Origin of the sequence: Actinocatenispora rupis, from assembly GCF_016861975.1 — a bacterium.
GTDB classification, from domain to species: Bacteria; Actinomycetota; Actinomycetes; order Mycobacteriales; family Micromonosporaceae; genus Actinocatenispora; species Actinocatenispora rupis.
The window spans coordinates 51,594-65,850 of the sequence record NZ_BOMB01000001.1; the positions used below are offsets into that span (position 1 = coordinate 51,594).

Here is a 14,257-nt window from a genome sequence, read left to right on the forward strand (position 1 = left end):
TAGGCTCGGGGCATGGCTGACCGCGCTCCGCTCACCCCCGGCACCGTGTCCCCGATGCGGCAGGTGCCGGCCGACATCCCCCGCCCGGAGTACGTGGGGAAGCCGTCGCCCGCGCCGTTCACCGGCTCCGAGGTGAAATCGCCGGAGATCGTCGAGCGGATGCGGGTGGCGAGCCGGATCGCCGCGCAGGCGTTGGAGGAAGGCGGCCGGGCGGTGAAGCCGGGCGTGACCACCGACGAGATCGACCGGGTGGTGCACGAGTTCCTGTGCGACCACCGGGCGTACCCGTCGACGCTGGGTTACCGGAACTTCCCGAAGTCGTGCTGCACCTCGCTGAACGAGGTGATCTGCCACGGCATCCCCGACTCGACCGTCGTACAGGACGGCGACATCGTCAACATCGACGTGACCGCGTACATCGGCGGGGTGCACGGCGACACGAACGCGACGTACCTGGCGGGCGAGGTGTCGGAGGAGGCCCGGCTGCTGGTGGAACGCACCCGCGAGGCGACCCTGCGGGGCATCCGCGCGGTGCAGCCGGGCCGCCAGCTCAACGTCGTCGGCCGCGTCATCGAGTCGTACGCGAAGCGCTTCGGCTACGGGGTGGTCCGCGACTTCACCGGGCACGGCATCGGCGAGTCGTTCCACTCCGGGCTGTACGTGCCGCACTACGACCGGCCGGACCTGGACGTCGTGATCGAGCCGGGCATGACGTTCACGATCGAGCCGATGATCACCCTCGGCACGTACGAGCACGACGGGTGGGCGGACGGCTGGACCGTCGTCACCAAGGACCGCCGCTGGACGGCACAGTTCGAGCACACCCTCGTCGTCACCGACGACGGCGCCGAGATCCTGACAGTCGCGTGACCGTCGAGCAGGAGCGACCCGCGGCGGAGATCCACGGGCACCATTCCGACGTGTCCGGCGGCTGGCTGCGCGCCGCCGTGTTCGGCGCGATGGACGGCCTGGTCACGAACATCTCGCTGATCGCCGGTGTCGGCGGTGGCGGCGTGTCCCGGCACACCATCGTGCTGACCGGCGTGGCCGGGCTGGTCGCGGGCGCGATCTCGATGGGGCTCGGCGAGTACACGTCGGTGCGGACGCAGAACGAGCAGGTCGCCGCCGAGGTCGCCAAGGAGCGCGCCGAGCTGCTGCGGCACCCGGAGGCGGAGGCGGAGGAGCTGGCCGCCGCCTGGGAGCGGCGCGGCCTGCCGCCGGAGCTGGCCCGCGAGGTGGCGACCGCGATCGGCCGCAACATCGACGAGGCCGTCCGGGTGCACGCCCAGGAGGAGATGGGCATCGACCCGACCGAGGTACCGAGCCCGTGGCTCGCCGCGGTGTCGTCGTTCGTGTGCTTCTCGGTCGGTGCGCTGTTCCCGCTGCTGACGTTCCTGCTCGGGTTCCCGCAGCTCTGGTTGGGTCTCGCGGTCGGCGGGGTCGGCCTGTTCGCGGCGGGCGCGCTCGTGGCCCGCTTCACCGGCCGGTCCTGGCTGGTCAACGGCCTCCGCCAGCTCGTACTCGGCGGTCTCGCCGCCGGCGCGACGTACCTGATCGGCGCGTTGATCGGGGTCGCCGCGACGTAGCGGTCCGGGGGCTCGTCAGGCCGTGAGGAACCCGTCGTACCGCTCGGCCAGCTCGCGCAGCTCGTCGGTACGGTCCGCGGCGGGCGTACCGCCCGGGCCGGTGGTCAGTTCGACCACCCAGTCGACGTCCTCGGCGTCGTCCTCGCCGAGCAGCATGTCGCGGTGCACCAGGGCGGGCGAGTACCCGGCGGCGCGCAGCTCGTCGGCGATCTCCTCGGCGTCGTCCCGGTCCGGCAGGACCAGCAGTACGGTGTCGGCCACGGCGCGACGGTAGCCCAGCCCCCGCTCCACCGTTCATCGACCCGCCCCGTTCCCCGGCCCGTTCGATCTGCCGACCCGTTCCGTGCGCCGGCGCGCTCGGGTCCGCGTCCGCCGCGCGGTCGGGCGGCTCCGTCGGCAGATCCGGCTTCGCCCGCAGATCCGGCTCCGTCGGCAGATCCGGCGCCCTCGGTCCGCTCCGATCGCCGGCCGACTCCGGTCGTCGGCTGATGGACGTCGGCCGGTTCCGGGCGACGCGGGGTCAGCGCCTCGGCGGGCGGAGTACGGCGAAGGGGTCGGTGACGCGCAGCGAACGGTCGGTGAAGCGGTACAGCGCGGCGGGTCGGCCGCCGGCCCGGCCGGGTGCGGACGCCTCGCCGGTGGGGGTGAGTACGCCGCGGCGGGTGAGTACCCGTTGCATGTTGGTGGCGGCGACGTCGTAGCCGAGGGCGGCGGCGTAGATCTCGCGCAGCCCGGAGATGGTGAACGTGCTGGGGGCGAGCGCGAACCCGAGGTTGGTGTACGACAGCTTGGCGCGGAGCCGGTCGCGCCCGCGCCGGACGATCGCGTCGTGGTCGAACGCTGTGGGCGGCGGGTTGTCGGCGGCGTGCCAGCCGGTGTCGGCGGGGACGGACGGGTCGACGTCGGTCGGTACCAGCCCGAGGAACGCGGTGGCGACCACGCGCCGTCCGGGTACGCGGTGGGGGTCGGAGAACACGGCGAGCTGTTCGAGGTGGGACAGCTGCGCCACGTCGACCTTGTCGGCGAGGTGCCGGCGTACGCAGCTGGCGACGTCCTCGTCGGGGCCGAGGGCGCCGCCGGGGAGTGCCCAGCGGCCGGCGGCGGGGGGCAGTGCGCGCTGCCAGAGCATGACCTCCAGCACACCGTCGCGCACCCGCAGCACCGCCGCCAGTACCTCGTGGTCGAGAGGTCTGGTAGCGTTGGCTGACATAGTTATCGACTATAAGGCGAAAACTGGCGGGGGCGCGACCCGACACGCCGGTACCCGGAGGGTTCGATGATCGACAGCGGATGGGCCGAGCAGGTACGCCGGCTGGCCCGCGAGCGGGACGCGGTGATCCTGGCGCACAACTACCAGTTGCCGGAGATCCAGGACGTCGCCCACCACACCGGCGACTCGTTGGCGTTGAGCCGGATCGCCGCCGAAAGCGACGCCAGCACGATCGTCTTCTGCGGCGTGCACTTCATGGCCGAGACCGCGAAGATCCTCAGCCCGGACAAGACGGTACTGATCCCGGACGCCGCGGCCGGCTGCTCGCTCGCCGACTCGATCACCGCCGACCAGCTGCGCGCCTGGAAGGCCGAACACCCGGGTGCCGTCGTCGTGTCGTACGTGAACACGACGGCCGAGGTGAAGGCGGAGACGGACATCTGCTGCACGTCGTCCAACGCGGTCGACGTCGTCGCGTCCGTCCCGGCCGACCGGGAGGTGCTGTTCTGCCCGGACCAGTTCCTCGGCGCGCACGTCAAGCGCCGCACCGGGCGTACGAACATGCACATCTGGGCGGGGGAGTGCCACGTGCACGCCGGTATCAACGGCGACCAGCTCGCCGAACGGGTCGCCGAGGTACCCGGCGCCGAGCTGTACATCCACCCCGAGTGCGGCTGCGCCACCTCCGCGCTGTACCTGGCCGGTGAGGGCGTCGTACCGGCGGAGAAGGTGAAGGTGCTGTCCACCGGGGACATGGCCACCGAGGCGCGGCACAGCAGCGCCACCGCGGTCCTCGTCGCCACCGAGGTCGGCATGCTGCACCAGTTGCGGCGCGCCGCGCCCGGCGTCGACTTCCAGCCGGTGAACGAGCGCGCCTCCTGCCGGTACATGAAGATGATCACGCCGGAGAAGCTGCTGCGGTCGCTGCGCGAGGGGACCGACGAGGTCGACGTACCGGCGGACGTGGCGGACCGGGCGCGCGCCGCGGTCCGTCGCATGATCGAGATCGGGCAGCCCGGCACCGGCGAATAAGCCGAACGGGATCGCCCGCGGTGCAGTGAACGAGCCGGGTGGGATCCCCGCGGCGAGTGAACCGGGCGGCTTCCCGCGGTGCGGGCATTTGGGTGGATCGGGCGGCGCCCGGCACGCCGGCGGCGCGGCGAGCGGGTGAGCCGGACGCCGATCCCGTACGCCGGTCCCGGCGCCGATCCCGTACGCGGGGACGGTGCGGTCAGCCGAAAAGGCTGTCGACGGTGCTGTCCACCGGGCAGCCCGCCTCGGCGAGTTCGTCGGCCTGACCGGCGAGCATCGCGGCGACGTCGGGCAGGCTGGCCTCGCCGAGCCCGGCCCGGCGTACGGCGTCGGCACTGCCGCGGAAGTACGTGCGTTGCAGCAGGCCCTGGACGACGGCGGTGGCGGTACGCGCCTCGGAGAGCACCAGGACGGCGCTGTCCGTGTCGTACCAGGCGGCGTAGCCGGCGGCCTCGTCGTAGCGGGCGCGCGCCTCGCACCAGGCCGCCCGCGCGAGCGTGGTGAACTCGCGCCCGCCGGCCTCGGCGAGCCGCGCGAGGTGCGTGTCGCGCAGCTCCCGGTGCCAGCCGTACGGGTCGTGGATCGCCTTCGTGGTCAGGTACCGGTCGGCGACCAGGGGCCAGGACGTGGACAACGTCCGCGCGTGCTGCAGGTACTCCTCGGCGCCGATCACGCCCAGGTCGACGAGGACGCCGTCGACCCGTCGCCGGGTCGGCGCCGGCCCCGCGTCCGACTGGTACGTGACGACCACCAGGTCGACGTCGCTGTACTCGGTGTCGTCGCCGTGTGCGAGCGCGCCGTGCACCCCCACCGCCATCACCTGCGCGCCGTACCGCCGGCGTACCGCGTCGCTGACCGCCCGCGCCACCCGCCACCGGGTCGAGCCGGTCACCGCCTCCGAAGTGCTGGTCATCCGGTCATTCTTGTCGGTCCTGGGCGATCCGCGCGCCGCGAGGGGGACGGTCGTCCCGGAGCGCGGATGCTAGCCTGCTAGCGTGCTAGCATCCGAGCCGTGGAGCAGGAAGCGAAACAGCAGTTCAACGTGTATCTGCCGTCCCCACTCGTCCGCCGCGTGAAGTACGCGTCGATCGACGCCGGGGTGTCGCTCTCCCGGCTGGTGGAGCAGGCGCTCGACGAGTGGCTGGCGCGCCACGGGGACCGGACGGGGGAGTCGCGGTGAGGCTCATGCCGATCGTGTTCGTCGCCGACGTGGCGGCGGCGCGGGAGTTCTTCGCCGTCCTCGGCCTGCGTACCGACGTGTCGGGGCGGGACGGCCGGTGGGTCGAGCTGGCCGCGGCCGGCGGGGTGCTCGGGGTGCACGACGTGGCGCACACCGACGAGCCGCGCCGGCCGGGGGAGTGCGCGCTGTCGTTCGTCGCCGACGAGCCGCTGGAGGCGGTCCGGGACCGGCTGCACGCCGCCGGTCACCCCGACGCGCACATCCTCGACGAGGGGTACGGCCGGTCGCTGCGCGTCGCCGGCCCGGACGGCGCCGCGGTCCAGGTCGTCGAGCACGACCGCACGCTGTACACGTGACGGTGGCGGCGCCGGTCCGGTGGCGGGCGGTGTTCGCCGGGCACCGCGGCCTGTTTCGCGCTCACGTCGGCGGCGTGGATCGTCCCCGGACTGTTCGGCCCGGCGTACGGGGCGGTGCTGGCGGACCTGGTCGGCTGGCGCGCGCCGATCCTGTCGTACCTGGTGTTCCTGGGGGTGGCGGTCGCGTTGGCGCTGCCGCCGCTGGCCCGACTCGCCCTGCCGGCCGGCGGTGCCACCGGCCCGCCGGTACCGGCGGCGCTCGCGCTGTTCGCCGGCGCCGTTCTGCTCACGACCGGCGTCGCCCGCACCGGACCGTACGGCTGGGGCATGGCGGTGGCCGGCGCGTGTGCCGGGGTGCTGGCGCTGCGCCGGTTGCTGCCCGCCGGGACATGGATCGTGCGCCGCGGCCTGCCCGCCACCGTGGCCGCCGCGTTCCTCCTCACCACCGCGTACTTCGCGCTGCCGGCACTCGTCCCGGTACTGCTCACCGCGGGGCTGCGCGTCGACCTGCGTACCGCGAGCCTGCCGTCACCGCGGGCGCCGTGACCTGGTCGGCCGGCAGCTGGTTGCACGCCCGCGCCGTGGACTCCGGCCGCGCCCCGACCCGCGTGGCGACGTACGGTGGCCTGCTGCTCGCCGCCGCCGCCCGCACCGTCCTGGTCGGCCTGCGCACCACCACCCCACCCTTCGTGTACGCCGGGTGCCTGGCCGCCGGTCTCGGCATGGGCCTCGGGTACCCGGCGCTGTGGCTGGCCACGATGGGCGCCGGTACGGGCGGGGCGACGTCGGCCACGCTGCTCGCCGACGTGCTCGGTACCGGACTCGGCGCGGGCCTGGCCGGTACGGCGGCGGGCGACGGCGCCCGGCACGCGGTCGTCCCGGCGCTGACCGGCACGCTGCTCGCGGTCGCCGCCGTCGCGCTGGCGTTCGCGTACGTGGCGCGGCGGATGTCGGACCCCGGTCGTACAGTGCGCGGGACGGAAGGGGAGCGATGACGGTCGATGCGGTGTTGTTCGACTGGGGCGGCACGCTGACGCCCTGGTGCCCGCCGACGGGCCGGATCTGGCTCAGCGTCGCGGAGGCGCTGGTGCCGGCCGGGCGCGCCGGGGCGGTGGCGCTGCGGCTGGAGGCGGCCGACGCCGCGGTCTGGCAGCGGTCCCGGCTGACCCAGCGCAGCGGCACGCTGGCCGAGATCCTCGCCGCCGCCGACCTCCCCGCCACCCCGGCGGCGTACGAGGCGTTCGCCGCGGCGACCGAGCCGATGACGTACACGGATCCGGACGTGTCGCCGCTGTTCCGTGCGTTGCGGGAGCGGGGCGTGCGGATCGGCGTGCTGTCCAACACCACCTGGCCGCGCGCGCTGCACGAGCGGATCTTCGCGCGCGACGGCGTGCTCGACCTGATCGACGGTGCGGTCTACAGCAGCGAGATCCCGTGGACGAAGCCGCATCCGGAGGCGTTCGGGGCGGCGATGGCCGCGGTCGGCGCGACCGGTCCGGACCGCTGCGTGTTCGTCGGCGACCGCACGTTCGACGACATCCACGGTGCCGGCAGCATCGGCATGCGCACGGTACTGGTGCCGCACAGCGTCATCCCGGCCGACCAGCGCGGCCACACCGACGGCGTACCGGACGCGGTGGTGCAGCGCCTCGGCGACCTGCTCGACCTCGTCGACGGGTGGCGCGGCACGGACCGGCCGGCGGCGGGTGTCAGGTGAGGTCGAGGTCGATCAACGGCACCCCCGCCTCGGCGTACTGACGCTTCGCCAGGGTGGTGGACAGGTCGGTGACGACCACTTCGAGGGTCGGCCAGACGGTGCCGGACAGCAGGTGGCCGCCGCGGGTGCTGCCGTCCGGCCGGCCGAGCACGGTGTGCGCGTGGACGACGGGATCGCCGTCGTGCCAGGCGATGTCGCCGAGCAGCGACACCACCTCCGACTGTCCCGGTACGGGGATCGGCCGGTAGTCCCGGCGGTCCGGTTCGAAGAAGCCGAGGGTGGCGTCGCCGAAGCCGCCCACCCCGATCAGTTGTCCGGCGCGGATGTCGTGTTCGCGCGCGGCGCTCGTCAGGGACTCGACCGCCTCGTCCCCGGAGTGGAGCACCACGACCAGCATCCGTCGCTCGGCGGACGGGATCTCCCGGCTCTGCACCGATCACCTCCTGTACCCGAGTGATTCGTATCGGGTATCGGCCGGAGAGGACACGATGGGCGTGGGAGTGTGTCGTGATGTGAAAACGGACAGGTCGCCACAGATAAGGTTTCCTGTCAGTTCCCTCCGGGGAATGCGACGGTCGTCGGCGTCATCTCGGCGCGCTGCCGCCAGTGCACCGCGCGTACCGCGTAGTCGGTGACGGCGGCGAGGGCGCGGCGGCGGTCGGCACCGTGCAGCCCAGCCAGCGCCCCGCCCCACACCTCGGCGGCACGTTCCTCCAGCAGTACGGCCAGTTTCAGTGCGTCGGCCCGATCCGTCACCCGGATCGGCAGCGCGTACGCCGGCGCGGCCGGGGTCGGGGTGACCCGCTGCCGGCTGAGTTGCAGGGTCAGCGCGTCGCGCCGGTCCCGGTGCGCCTGCCCCGCCTGCCGGGCCTGCGTCTGCTCGTCGCCGGCCAGGTGCGGGCCGAGCACGTCGTAGCCGTACACCGCGGCGTGCTCGGCGGCGAGTGCCGCCTGCAGCTGCTGCTGCGCCGTCGTCATGCCCTCTCCACGGCTGTCGGTACCTCGTTCGTCGTGGCCCGCCCGCCCGGCCGTGCCGCGGTCACGACAGGACCGCCACGTGACTCGCCCGGCAGGCCGCCACCGAGCCGAACAGCGTCGCGTACTCCGCCGGCGCGGACAGGCACGCCGTCGTCCCGTCCTGCTGCGCGCGCCGCTCCGCCGCCAGCAGCATCGCCACCGCCGCATCCGCGCCGTCCGGTACGACCGGGGTGGACGGGGTCGCGCTCGCCGACGCGCTCGGCGTGGCGCTGCCGAGCCGCTTCGTCAGCTCCTGTACGTGCCGCCGGTGGTCCGCCCGCAGCGCCGCCAGCCGGTCGGCAAGATCGGCGTGCCGGACCAGGACCGCGTCGTACGCCGCGACCAGCTCGCGGCTGCCGGCGAGGACCGGCAGCACGGGGCTGGGCGGCGGTGGTTTCTCCGTGTCCGTGCACCCGGCCAGCCCGGCGGCGGTCACGACCGCGGCCAGCCCGCCCAGCAGCACTCCGCGCCGCGGCAGCGATCCCGAAGCCATCCGTCCATCCTCGAATGCGTCGAAGCCGGTCGATGTCCCGCCCGGCCGGCATGTCCGACCCGCCGGACCGTGAGCACTGCCGGCACGCGCGCGTCCGCCACCCGTACCGCCGCGGTCGCCGCGTGAAAACCCTACGCGACACCCGATCCGTTCCATGCTGACCCGTACCCCGCTCGGTCGGGCGGGTTTCGACCGGGTGGCTGAGCGACCTTTCTCGCTACGGCGGGTTACGCTTCTCCCCGCGCCGCGTTGGATGTTCTGACGCGGCCTGTACTGGTTGGGACGACACGCCGGTGTGTGACCGCCGTGGGGAGAGGGGAGGTGCGGCATGGGTTCCCGTGCACAGCGGCCGGGGTCCGGCGGCCGGGGCGGGCCCGAGCGTCCGGTCGGACGCGGTGGACCGCGACGGACCGGCGCACCCGAGCGCTCGCGCGGCCCCGCCGGCCCGAGTCTCGCCGCGCATGCCGAGCAGCTGCGCGACATCGTCGCCCCGGTGGTCACCGCCGCCGGGTACGACCTGGAGGACCTGGCGATCTCCCGGGCCGGCCGGCGCAGCCTGGTACGGATCGTGGTGGACGGCGACGACGGCGTCAGCCTCGACGCGGTCGCCGAGCTGTCCCGCGGGATCTCCACGGCGCTGGACGGCGCGGACGAGAGCGGCTCGTTCGGCGCCGAGGCGTACACGTTGGAGGTCACCTCGCCGGGGGTGGACCGGCCGCTGACCGAGCCGCGGCACTGGCGGCGCAACGTCGGCCGGCTGGTCGCCGTCGGAGTGGGCGGGGAGGCGCTGGTCGGCCGGGTCACCGCCGCGGACACACCGGTGGGTACCGGTGATTTGGGGGTCGAGATGGACGTGGGCGGCGAGCCGCGCCTCCTCCGGTACGCCGAGTTGGGCCCCGGGAAGGTGCAGATCGAGTTCGGCAGGGCCGATAGTGGTAAGGGTGACGACGATCCGGAGCCAGGGAAGGAGGAGGCATGAACATCGACCTGGCCGCCCTCCGTGCGCTCGAACGGGAACGTGACATTCCCTACGAGACGATCCTGAGCACGATCGAGACGGCGCTGCTGACGGCGTACCGGCACACCGAGGGCGCGAACCCGCACGCGCGGGTCGAGATCGACCGCCGCACCGGCATCGCCGCGGTGTTCGCTCAGGAGGTCGACGCGGACGGCACGGTGCTGCGGGAGTGGGACGACACCCCGCACGACTTCGGCCGGATCGCCGCGATGACCGCCAAGCAGGTCATCCTGCAGCGGCTCCGCGAGGCCACCGACGAGGTGACCTACGGGGAGTACGTGGGCAAGGAGGGCGACATCGTCACGGGTGTCATCCAGGCACACGAGGCGCGCGCCGAGAAGGGCATCGTGGTCGTCGACCTCGGCAAGATCGAGGCGCTGCTACCACCGTCCGAGCAGGTCCCCGGCGAGTCGTACGACCACGGCCAGCGCATCAAGTGCGTGATCGTGCACGTGGTCAAGGGCCTGCGCGGCCCGCAGATCACGCTGTCCCGGTCCCACCCGAACCTGGTGAAGCGCCTGTTCGGGCTGGAGGTACCGGAGATCAACGACGGCACCGTGGAGATCTGCGCGATCGCCCGTGAGGCCGGCCACCGGACGAAGATCGCCGTACGGTCGAGCGTCCCCGGGGTCAACCCGAAGGGCGCGTGCATCGGCCCGATGGGCGCCCGGGTGCGGTCGGTGATGAGCGAGCTGGCCGGCGAGAAGATCGACATCATCGACTGGTCGGAGGATCCGGCCGCGTTCGTCGGGAACGCGCTGTCCCCGGCGAAGGCGCTGCGGGTCGACGTGATCGACGCCGCCGCGCGCGCCGCCCGCGTCGTCGTACCGGACTATCAGCTCTCGCTGGCCATCGGCCGGGAGGGGCAGAACGCCCGGCTCGCCGCGCGGCTCACCGGCTGGCGGATCGACATCCGGTCCGACGCCGACCAGTCGGCACCGCCGGAGCCCGCCGGCGGTGCGGTCGGGGCGGCCGACACCGCCCGTTGAGGGGCGAAACCGGAGCTTCCCGGCGTGTCCGTACGGCTTGCGTGTCACCTGCCCATCACGGGCGGGTGACACGCGGTCCGCAGTGATGTGAAGAGATCAACTCAGGCACCGGGCGCTGCCCGCTCTCAAGCCGAGGAGTAAGCTTCTCCGTGGTACGTCGCACGTCTCCGGTTCGCACTTGCGTGGGTTGCCGGCAGCGTGCGCCAGCCGCCGCATTGCTGCGTGTTGTGGCGATCCGGAATGAAGCCGGTCTCCGGTTGGTTCCAGATCCCGCACGGACTCTGCCGGGCCGCGGTGCTCACCTGCACCAGGACCCGGCATGTCTCGCGCTCGCGGAGCGACGCCGGGCCTTCGGTCGGGCGCTCCGGCTCGACGCCGGATCGCCGGTCGATCCGACGCCGGTCCGGGAGTACGTGGGGGCACGCAGTGGTGGCAACAGCCGACGGCACGGGACGCAAGGCCCGGGCCCGAACGAACTAGGTAGGTCGACCGACATGAGCGCACGATGAAGTCACTGTGATGAACAGGCTTCGGGTGTTGCACGAGTGAGGTCGAGCGGGTCTGCCCGCCCGGCCTCGAGATGAGGAGTGCAGTGGCAGGCAAGGCCCGCGTACATGAGCTCGCCAAAGAGTTCGGTACCGACAGCAAGAGCGTGCTCGCCAAGCTGAAGGACATGGGCGAGTTCGTGAAGTCCGCGTCGAGCACGGTCGAGGCGCCGGTGGCTCGGCGTCTTCGCGATGTTCTCGCGGCGGAACAGCAGAAGGGCGCGTCCGGCGGGGACGCGTCGGCGAAGCAGCCGGCGAAGAAGGCCGCACCGGCGAAGCCGGCCGTGGAGCAGACGGTGGCCAAGGCGACCGAAGCCCCCGCCGAGGCGAAGCCGGCCGCCGCCCGTCCGGCGGCGCCGAAGCCGGGTCCGCGTCCGGGCCCGCGCCCGCGTCCGTCCGTTCCGGCCAGCAAGCCGGCGAGCGCGCACGACATCGAGGTGGCGGCGGCGGAAGCGCGCGCCGCGCAGCTCAAGAAGGACCAGGAAGCCGCGGTCAAGGCTGCCCAGGAGGCGGCCCGGCAACGCGCGGCCGCTCCTGCGCCGCAGCCGCAGGAGGAGCAGCCGCCCGCGGCGGGTGGCGGCACGGGCGCCGCAACGCGTCCGGGCCCGCGTCCCGGTCCGCGTCCGGGTCCGGCCGCCGCGCCGGCTCCGCGTCCGGGGCAGCGCCCCGCGCCCCGTCCGGGCCAGCGGCCCGCGCCGCGCCCCGGCAACAACCCGTTCGGTATCGGTCAGGGCGGCGGCGCGCAGCGTCCGGCCGCCGGCCAGGGCGGTCCGCGTCCGGCCGGTGGCGGTGACCGGCCGCCGCGGCCCAGCCCGGCGTCGATGCCGCCGCGGCCCAGCCCGTCGCAGATGCCGTCCCAGCGCCCGGCCCGTCCGGGCGGCCCGGGTGGCGGCCGTGGTGCCGGCGGCGCCGGTCGTCCCGGTGGCGGCGCCGGTCGTCCGGGCGGCGGCGGTGGCGGCTTCCGCGGCGGTGGCGGCGGTGGGGGCGGCGGCTTCCGCGGCGGTGGCGGCGGTGGCGGTGGCTTCCGCGGTGGCGGCGGTGCCGGCGGTGCCGGTGCCCCGGCGGGCGGCGGTTTCCGTGGCGGCGGTGGTGGCGGTCGCCCCGGTGGCGGCGGTCGCGGTCGCGGCGGTACGAGTGGTGCCTTCGGTCGGCCGGGTGGCCGCCCGAGTCGGGGCCGCAAGTCGAAGAAGCAGCGCAGGCAGGAGTTCGACAACCTGTCCGCCCCGACCATGAGCTCGGGCGCGCCGCGCGGCAACGGCCAGGCCGTACGACTGCCGCGGGGTGCCTCGCTGTCGGACTTCGCCGAGAAGATCGACGCGAACCCGGGTTCGCTGGTCCAGGAGATGTTCAACCTGGGCGAGATGGTGACGGCGACGCAGTCCTGCACGGACGACACGCTGCTGCTGCTCGGCGAGCACCTGGGCTACGACGTCCAGATCGTGAGCCCCGAGGACGAGGACCGCGAGCTGCTGGCGCAGTTCCACATCGACCTTGAGGCCGACGTGGACGAGTCGCGGCTGGTCTCCCGTCCGCCGGTGGTGACCGTGATGGGTCACGTCGACCACGGTAAGACGAAGCTGCTGGACGCGATCCGTTCCACGCACGTGGTGGAGGGTGAGGCCGGCGGCATCACCCAGCACATCGGGGCGTACCAGGTCGAGGTCGAGCACGAGGGCATCGAGCGCAAGGTGACCTTCATCGACACCCCGGGCCACGAGGCGTTCACCGCCATGCGTGCCCGTGGTGCGCAGGTCACCGACATCGTGATCCTGGTGGTCGCGGCCGACGACGGCGTGATGCCGCAGACGATCGAGGCGTTGAACCACGCCAAGGCGGCCGACGTGCCGATCGTGGTGGCGGTCAACAAGATCGACGTCGAGGGCGCCAACCCGGCGAAGGTCCGGCAGCAGCTGACCGAGTACGGGCTGGTCGCCGAGGAGTACGGCGGCGACACGATGTTCGTCGACATCTCGGCGAAGTCGCGCCTGAACATCGACGGCGTACTGGAAGCGGTGCTGTTGACCGCGGACGCGTCGCTGAACCTGCAGGCGCCGGTCGACGGTGCGGCGCACGGTGTCGCGATCGAGGGCCACCTCGACAAGGGCCGTGGTCCGGTGGCGACGGTGCTGGTCCAGCAGGGCACGCTGAAGGTCGGCGAGTCGATCGTGGCCGGTTCCGGCTACGGCCGCGTCCGGGCCATGCTCGACGAGTACGGTCGGCCGGTGGACGAGGCGGGTCCGTCCCGTCCGGTGCTGGTGCTGGGTCTGACCGCGGTGCCGGGTGCGGGTGACACGTTCCTGGTGGCCGAGGACGACCGCACCGCGCGGCAGATCGCCGAGCAGCGGCAGGCGCGCAAGCGCGCCGCGGCGAACGCGTACTCGCGTGGTCGGGCGACGCTGGAAACCCTGATGGAGCAGGTGAAGGAGGGCCAGAAGGCCACCCTCGCCCTCATCCTCAAGGGCGACGTGTCCGGTTCGGTCGAGGCGTTGGAGGACGCCCTGGTCAAGCTGGACATCCCGGACGAGGTGCAGCTGCGCATCATCCACCGGGGCGTCGGCGCGATCACCGAGAACGACGTCAACCTGGCGTCCGCGACGAGCGACTCGACGGCGACGATCATCGGCTTCAACGTGCGGGCCGAGGGCAAGGTCCGCGACCTGGCCGACCGCGAGGGCGTGGAGATCCGTTACTACACGGTCATCTACCAGGCCATCGAGGAGATCGAGGCCGCGCTCAAGGGCATGCTCAAGCCCGAGTACGAGGAGGTCGAGCTCGGCACGGCGGAGATCCGCGCGATCTTCAAGTCGAGCCGGATCGGCAACATCGCGGGCTGCATGGTCCGCTCGGGTCTGGTGCGCCGCAACGCGAAGGCGCGGCTCATCCGGGACGGTGCCGTGGTCGCGGAGAACCTGACCGTCGCCTCGCTGCGACGGGAGAAGGACGACGCGACGGAGGTCCGCGAGGGCTTCGAGTGCGGTATCACGCTCAGCGGCTACAACGACATCAAGGAAGGCGACATCATCGAGAACTTCGAGATGCGCGAGAAGCCGCGCGCCTGACGGCGCTGACGGGTCCGTGGTCGACCGCCACGGACCCCGGCACACGGCTGACGGC

Annotated in this window: 17 protein-coding genes and 2 pseudogenes; 13 read left to right on the top strand and 6 right to left on the bottom strand. The window is 73.3% G+C overall.

What is annotated here, in order from left to right:
- Window positions 1–12: 12 nt before the first annotated feature.
- Together map and Aru02nite_RS00260 are read left to right on the top strand one after the other, a co-directional pair.
- Window positions 13–870, top strand: coding sequence for a type I methionyl aminopeptidase (gene map / locus Aru02nite_RS00255; protein WP_203653905.1), 858 nt, complete (start codon window positions 13–15; stop codon window positions 868–870).
- Entirely contained in the window at window positions 867–1,586 is a 720-nt protein-coding gene (locus tag Aru02nite_RS00260) for a VIT1/CCC1 transporter family protein (RefSeq protein ID WP_275408555.1), read from the top strand. The genes map and Aru02nite_RS00260 overlap by 4 nt, the downstream gene beginning before the upstream one ends.
- A gap of 15 nt (window positions 1,587–1,601) precedes the next feature.
- Here the strand turns inward: Aru02nite_RS00260 and Aru02nite_RS00265 are convergent, their stop codons facing one another.
- Both Aru02nite_RS00265 and Aru02nite_RS00270 read right to left on the bottom strand, forming a co-directional pair.
- Window positions 1,602–1,847 carry a toll/interleukin-1 receptor domain-containing protein gene (locus Aru02nite_RS00265; RefSeq protein WP_203653906.1) on the bottom strand — a complete coding sequence of 82 codons (246 nt, stop codon included), beginning with the start codon at window positions 1,845–1,847 and terminating at the stop codon, window positions 1,602–1,604.
- Between the two features lie 259 nt (window positions 1,848–2,106).
- Window positions 2,107–2,796, bottom strand: a complete 690-nt coding sequence (locus Aru02nite_RS00270; protein ID WP_203653907.1) for an NUDIX hydrolase — start codon at window positions 2,794–2,796, stop codon at window positions 2,107–2,109.
- 66 nt (window positions 2,797–2,862) lie between these two features.
- Between Aru02nite_RS00270 and nadA the strand changes: the two genes are divergently transcribed.
- On the top strand, window positions 2,863–3,828 hold the full coding sequence (gene nadA, locus Aru02nite_RS00275; protein WP_203653908.1) for a quinolinate synthase NadA: 966 nt from the start codon (window positions 2,863–2,865) through the stop codon (window positions 3,826–3,828).
- Between the two features lie 199 nt (window positions 3,829–4,027).
- On the opposite strand, the gene Aru02nite_RS00280 is transcribed toward nadA, so the two are convergent.
- Complete coding sequence (locus tag Aru02nite_RS00280; RefSeq protein WP_203653909.1) at window positions 4,028–4,741, bottom strand: nucleotidyltransferase domain-containing protein; 714 nt, start codon at window positions 4,739–4,741, stop codon at window positions 4,028–4,030.
- Between the two features lie 99 nt (window positions 4,742–4,840).
- On the opposite strand from Aru02nite_RS00280, the gene Aru02nite_RS00285 reads away from it, so the two are divergent.
- From Aru02nite_RS00285 to Aru02nite_RS00305, 5 genes are all read left to right on the top strand, one after another.
- Entirely contained in the window at window positions 4,841–5,008 is a 168-nt protein-coding gene (locus Aru02nite_RS00285) for a ribbon-helix-helix protein, CopG family (protein ID WP_203653910.1), read from the top strand.
- Entirely contained in the window at window positions 5,005–5,364 is a 360-nt protein-coding gene (locus Aru02nite_RS00290; RefSeq protein WP_203653913.1) for a VOC family protein, read from the top strand. Before Aru02nite_RS00285 ends, Aru02nite_RS00290 begins: the two co-directional genes overlap by 4 nt.
- A gap of 114 nt (window positions 5,365–5,478) precedes the next feature.
- Window positions 5,479–5,910: a hypothetical protein gene (locus Aru02nite_RS00295; RefSeq protein WP_203653915.1), complete on the top strand. Its 432-nt coding sequence runs from the start codon at window positions 5,479–5,481 to the stop codon at window positions 5,908–5,910.
- The gene (locus Aru02nite_RS00300) at window positions 5,907–6,359 is read left to right on the top strand and encodes a hypothetical protein (RefSeq protein WP_203653917.1); all 453 of its coding nucleotides are present in this window, start codon (window positions 5,907–5,909) and stop codon (window positions 6,357–6,359) included. Before Aru02nite_RS00295 ends, Aru02nite_RS00300 begins: the two co-directional genes overlap by 4 nt.
- Window positions 6,356–7,081, top strand: a complete 726-nt coding sequence (locus Aru02nite_RS00305) for an HAD family hydrolase (RefSeq protein WP_203653919.1) — start codon at window positions 6,356–6,358, stop codon at window positions 7,079–7,081. The genes Aru02nite_RS00300 and Aru02nite_RS00305 overlap by 4 nt, the downstream gene beginning before the upstream one ends.
- Here the strand turns inward: Aru02nite_RS00305 and Aru02nite_RS00310 are convergent.
- The 3 genes from Aru02nite_RS00310 to Aru02nite_RS00320 form a co-directional block, all read right to left on the bottom strand.
- Window positions 7,074–7,514: a PPC domain-containing DNA-binding protein gene (locus Aru02nite_RS00310; RefSeq protein WP_203653920.1), complete on the bottom strand. Its 441-nt coding sequence runs from the start codon at window positions 7,512–7,514 to the stop codon at window positions 7,074–7,076. The two genes, Aru02nite_RS00305 and Aru02nite_RS00310, sit on opposite strands and share 8 nt — an antisense overlap.
- 116 nt (window positions 7,515–7,630) lie before the next feature.
- Window positions 7,631–8,059 carry a ferritin-like domain-containing protein gene (locus tag Aru02nite_RS00315; protein WP_203653921.1) on the bottom strand — a complete coding sequence of 143 codons (429 nt, stop codon included), beginning with the start codon at window positions 8,057–8,059 and terminating at the stop codon, window positions 7,631–7,633.
- 61 nt (window positions 8,060–8,120) lie between these two features.
- Window positions 8,121–8,591 (bottom strand): hypothetical protein, encoded by a 471-nt coding sequence (locus tag Aru02nite_RS00320; RefSeq protein ID WP_203653922.1) that lies wholly within the window; start codon window positions 8,589–8,591, stop codon window positions 8,121–8,123.
- Window positions 8,592–8,919: 328 nt separating this feature from the next.
- On the opposite strand from Aru02nite_RS00320, the gene rimP reads away from it, so the two are divergent.
- The 5 genes and pseudogenes from rimP to infB form a co-directional block, all read left to right on the top strand.
- Window positions 8,920–9,570, top strand: coding sequence for a ribosome maturation factor RimP (gene rimP, locus Aru02nite_RS00325; protein WP_203653923.1), 651 nt, complete (start codon window positions 8,920–8,922; stop codon window positions 9,568–9,570).
- On the top strand, window positions 9,567–10,598 hold the full coding sequence (nusA, locus tag Aru02nite_RS00330; protein WP_203653924.1) for a transcription termination factor NusA: 1,032 nt from the start codon (window positions 9,567–9,569) through the stop codon (window positions 10,596–10,598). The genes rimP and nusA overlap by 4 nt, the downstream gene beginning before the upstream one ends.
- Before the next feature lie 149 nt (window positions 10,599–10,747).
- A complete protein-coding gene (locus tag Aru02nite_RS00335) occupies window positions 10,748–11,107 on the top strand; it encodes a YlxR family protein (protein WP_203653925.1) in 360 nt (119 codons plus the stop codon).
- Window positions 11,108–11,190: 83 nt separating this feature from the next.
- Window positions 11,191–11,338: pseudogene (locus Aru02nite_RS37515) on the top strand (translation initiation factor IF-2 N-terminal domain-containing protein); the annotation flags it as partial.
- 407 nt (window positions 11,339–11,745) lie between these two features.
- Window positions 11,746–14,202, top strand: a pseudogene (gene infB / locus Aru02nite_RS00340) (translation initiation factor IF-2); the annotation flags it as partial.
- Between the last annotated feature and the right edge of the window lie 55 nt (window positions 14,203–14,257).